Here is a 3,932-nt window from a genome sequence, read left to right on the forward strand (position 1 = left end):
CTGCGTGGAGTGCGGCTTTGGCTTTTGCAGTTTGTGGTTGCCGCTTGCCGATCAAGCCGCCGACAACGGGGATAAAGGTCAGCGCCATGAAAAGCGACGCCGAAAGTGTCAGGATCACGGTGATAGGCAGGAATTTCATAAATTCGCCAACCATGCCGGACCAGAACAAAAGCGGGAAAAACACGCTGAGCGTCGTTGCAGTGGACGCGATGATCGGCCACGCCATGCGCTTGGCTGCAAACGCATAGGCATCTTTGGGTGCAGCACCTTCTTGCAGTTTTCGATCTGCAAGTTCGGTGGTCACAATGGCACCGTCGACCAACATCCCCACCACAAGGATTAGCGAGAACAGAACAACGATGTTCATGGTGAAACCCATTGTCCAAAGCGCGATAACGCCAGCAAGGAACGCGCCTGGAATAGCAAGGCCCACAAGAATTGCAGACCGTGTGCCCAGTGCAAAAACGATCACGATCATCACCAGGATAACAGCGGCCATAACGTTTGCTTCGAGATCAGTCAGCAAATCTTTGACGCTTTTGGATTGGTCTTGCAGATAGGTGATTTCGATGCTGTCGGGCCAGTCAACCTGCAGCTCTGCGACCAGCGCTTTGACCTCTGCTACGGTTTCAATGATGTTTGCGCCGGACCTTTTGGTGACTTCTAACGCCAGCGCAGGCTGGCCGTTGATGCGCGCGAACGAACTTGGATCTTCGAATGTGCGCCGGATCGTGGCGACATCACCAAAGGTCACAACGGCATTGCCGCGCACCTTAACGGGCATCGCCATCACATCTTCTAGACCTTCGATCAGACCGGGCACTTTCAAGACAATGCGCCCTGATCCCGTCTCGATGGCGCCGGCAGCAATCAGCATGTTGTTGCGCGTGATCTGCCCAATTAGCTCATCGAATGACAGGTTGTAGGTTTGGAACACGGTCGGGTCGATCAGGACCTCAAGGAACTCAAAACGCTGGCCACCGATATCGGCCTCAAGCACACCGGACAGACCTTCAATTTCTTCCTGCAAAGTTTCGGCCAGTGAATTCAGTGTCCGCTCTGGTACTGGACCAGACAAGATTGCTGTGATGATCGGGAAAAGTGCTGTATTGATTTCAGTGATGGTGATGTCGCGCGCATCATCTGGCAATTCGCCCTGCACGCGGTCAGCCGCTTCGCGTACCTTATCGAGCGCTTCTTGATTGTCACCGCCGGGCGAGAATTCCAACTGAATACTGGCGAACCCTTCGGACGCGTCGGACTTCATGCTATCAAGGCCTGAAATCGACCCGAATTCGGTCTCCATCGGTTCTAATAACAGACGTTCCGCATCAGTCGGGCTGATCCCGTCTAGCCCTGTTGAGACATAAAACAGTGGCAATGGAATTTCGGGGTTCGCTTCTTTGGGGATCGAACTGTAGGCAAATGCACCAACACTCATGACCATAATTAGGGCCATGACGACGACACGGGACCGCGAAAAAGCGGCGTCGATAATACTATTCATTAACCCTGCTCCCCTGCGGCCGGTGCGACAGTTTCGTTTTCATTGACATAACCTTGACCGACGGTGATCACATCAACCGTATCGGGAAGGCCCGTGACCCAAATGCCGTCGATCTGTGCTTTGACAACTTGGATCGGATAGAAGGCGACGACGTTGTTTGCGTCGACCGTTTTAACCCCAAGGGTTCCTTCGGTGTTTAACGACACGATCGACGCGGACAAGAAATGCGCAATCGTTTCACCCGTCGGGATAATGACTTCGGCAGAAATTCCGGCAGGGATTGCGCGGTCATCATTGTTAACCTCGATCTCTGCTAGAAATGTACGTGTCTCCGAGGCGGCAGATGTGCCAACAAAGGTGACTGTGCCTTGACGTTCTTCGCCGGTGATGAACCGAACGGTCGCCGGTTGACCAACCGACAGCCGGTTAAGCGACTGTTGCGGCACTTGAATGGCGACCGTGAGTGGTGTGATATCAACCAAACGACCGACTTCCATGCCAGCCGATACAAATTCACCTTCGTCGATATCAAGTGTTTCCACACGGCCAGCAAAGGGGGCCAAAATAGTCAATGCGTCGGCCGATTGTTGCACGTCAGTCAGTTCGGACTGCGCACCAGCAAGCGTTGCGCGGGCTTGTGACACGCGGTCAGCCGTTGCTACGCCGCGATCCAACAACGCTTCTGCATTGTCAAATTCGCGTTGGGCGCGGGCAAGTTCCTGTGTGGCGCGATTGGCATCGGCAAGGTTCGCCGTCGGGTCAAATCTGGCAATGATCGCGCCCGCTTCGACATCTTGGCCTTTTGACACCAAAACTTCGGCTATGTCGCCAGATGTTTCAGACCGCATCATCGTTTCCCGATCAGGCAAGGCTTGCCCTTCGGCTTGATAAAACTGGGTTACAGTCTCGGCCGTGGACGTTGTGACAGCAACAGCAACCAGCTTGGTCTCTTCGCGTACCGAGACAGGATCGTTGTTTTCAGACGGAAGAATGAAACCGCTCCCCATCCATCCGACAATGAGAATCACAAGGACACCTGCAAACCAAGTGGATCGCGACGCGCCTTTGTCAGACGTAAATGTAAGCGGCTGAGCCGCGTTTTCATCATGAGTGGTGGCCATTTGTTTGTTCTCCGTCTCGGCTATGCGGGTCTGCTCGCCCTGCTTGCGGTTTGTTTCATTCGTCATGTGATAGGTCCTTTGGGCTTGCTGCCGCTGGATTTTGCGCCTTGCCTAGGGCGTCCAATGCGACGGTAACCGCAGCATCCATAGAGGCGTAGAAGTTGGCATAGGCCGCCAAACGACCCGCCGCATCGGCGGTTGCGGGCAAGCTGTCTATTGTTTGGGCAATTTCACCCATCGTCAAACGCGTCCGCTTTTGAATGCCCTCCAGCATTGTCGCATAGGGGTTCGGCGCGAGCTGGAAATAGTCCTGACGTTCGCCCGGCTTTGTCATGCGCTTTACCAGACCGCGTTCCTCAAGAAGACGGATGCTGGTGCTGATACTGGCTCGGCTGACTTGTAAACGTGTTGCAAGGTCCCCAAAAGACACCATTTCGCCGTCAAAGATCAACATCCCAAAGACCCGACCCGCAATGCGGGGCAGACCTTCGGCCTGTTTGATCAGACCGATCTTTTCGATAAACTCACTTCGGATGACTTCAACGGTACGATCGTCAGACATGCGTGGCTCCTGCTAGTTTGGGGCTCAATGAACGCTTCATTCACTTATGTCAATTTTGTTCAGTTATGACTGAACGTAACGTAGGATCAACGGCACGCCCGACATTAACAACGACATTGCCCTTCTTATGCCCGGTATCAACGTGAGCATGCGCAGCGACCATCTGGGAAAAATCAAAGCGCCGATCTATGACCGGTTGGAATTGGCCGCCAGCAGACAATTGAACGACATTACGCAGTATTTCGACCGCCTCTGACGAAACACCGCCAATCAGCCGCTTGCCTGCAATTCGCGCCAAGAAACTGCCGAAAATCATGTCCGCCGCGCTACCTGCAATCATCACCATCCGGCCATTCGGCCGCAACGCTGTCCGCGTTCGCACCCAAGGAGCAGTCCCGACAGTGTCGACGATCATATCGAATTGCGGTCCTTCCAAGGTGAAATCCTGCGCATTGTAATCAATGGTGCGGTCTGCACCGACGGCACGAACAAGATCAGCGTTCGCAGCACTACAAACCCCTGTCACATCTGCCCCAAAATGCTTGGCAATCTGCACACAAGCTGACCCGACTGAGCCCGAAGCGCCGTTGATTAAAACGCGTTCTCCGGTCTGCAATTTGCCCTTATTGACCAGAAAATCATATGCGGTCGTCGCCCCGAACGGGATCGCCGCCGCAACTTCGAAGCTTAGGTGCGCAGGTTTATGGACGTTCTTGCCGCCCTCTGGCATCACGATGTATTC

General features: G+C 54.1%; 4 protein-coding genes. All 4 read right to left on the bottom strand.

The genetic code is table 11. The annotated features are described in order from the left end of the window. On the bottom strand, window positions 1-1,507 hold a 1,507-nt coding region (locus QZ197_RS15130; RefSeq protein ID WP_296433000.1), incomplete at its 3' end, for an efflux RND transporter permease subunit. Beyond that, window positions 1,507-2,694, bottom strand: a complete 1,188-nt coding sequence (locus QZ197_RS15135; protein WP_363157900.1) for an efflux RND transporter periplasmic adaptor subunit — start codon at window positions 2,692-2,694, stop codon at window positions 1,507-1,509. The genes QZ197_RS15130 and QZ197_RS15135, both read right to left, overlap by 1 nt. After that, window positions 2,684-3,190, bottom strand: coding sequence for a MarR family transcriptional regulator (locus QZ197_RS15140; protein WP_296433001.1), 507 nt, complete (start codon window positions 3,188-3,190; stop codon window positions 2,684-2,686). Before QZ197_RS15140 ends, QZ197_RS15135 begins: the two co-directional genes overlap by 11 nt. A 49-nt stretch (window positions 3,191-3,239) precedes the next feature. Beyond that, window positions 3,240-3,932, bottom strand: a 693-nt coding sequence (locus QZ197_RS15145; RefSeq protein WP_296433002.1) for an NAD(P)-dependent alcohol dehydrogenase, incomplete at its 5' end; no start/stop codon positions are given.

The organism is Yoonia sp., assembly GCF_017854415.1.
Lineage (GTDB): Bacteria > Pseudomonadota > Alphaproteobacteria > Rhodobacterales > Rhodobacteraceae > Yoonia.

Bases quoted from the DNA above. Each gene is read 5' to 3' on its own strand.
- QZ197_RS15140 (WP_296433001.1), bottom strand. From the start codon at position 3,190: ATGTCTGACGATCGTACCGTTGAAGTCATCCGAAGTGAGTTTATCGAA.
- QZ197_RS15135 (WP_363157900.1), bottom strand. From the start codon at position 2,694: ATGACGAATGAAACAAACCGCAAGCAGGGCGAGCAGACCCGCATAGCC.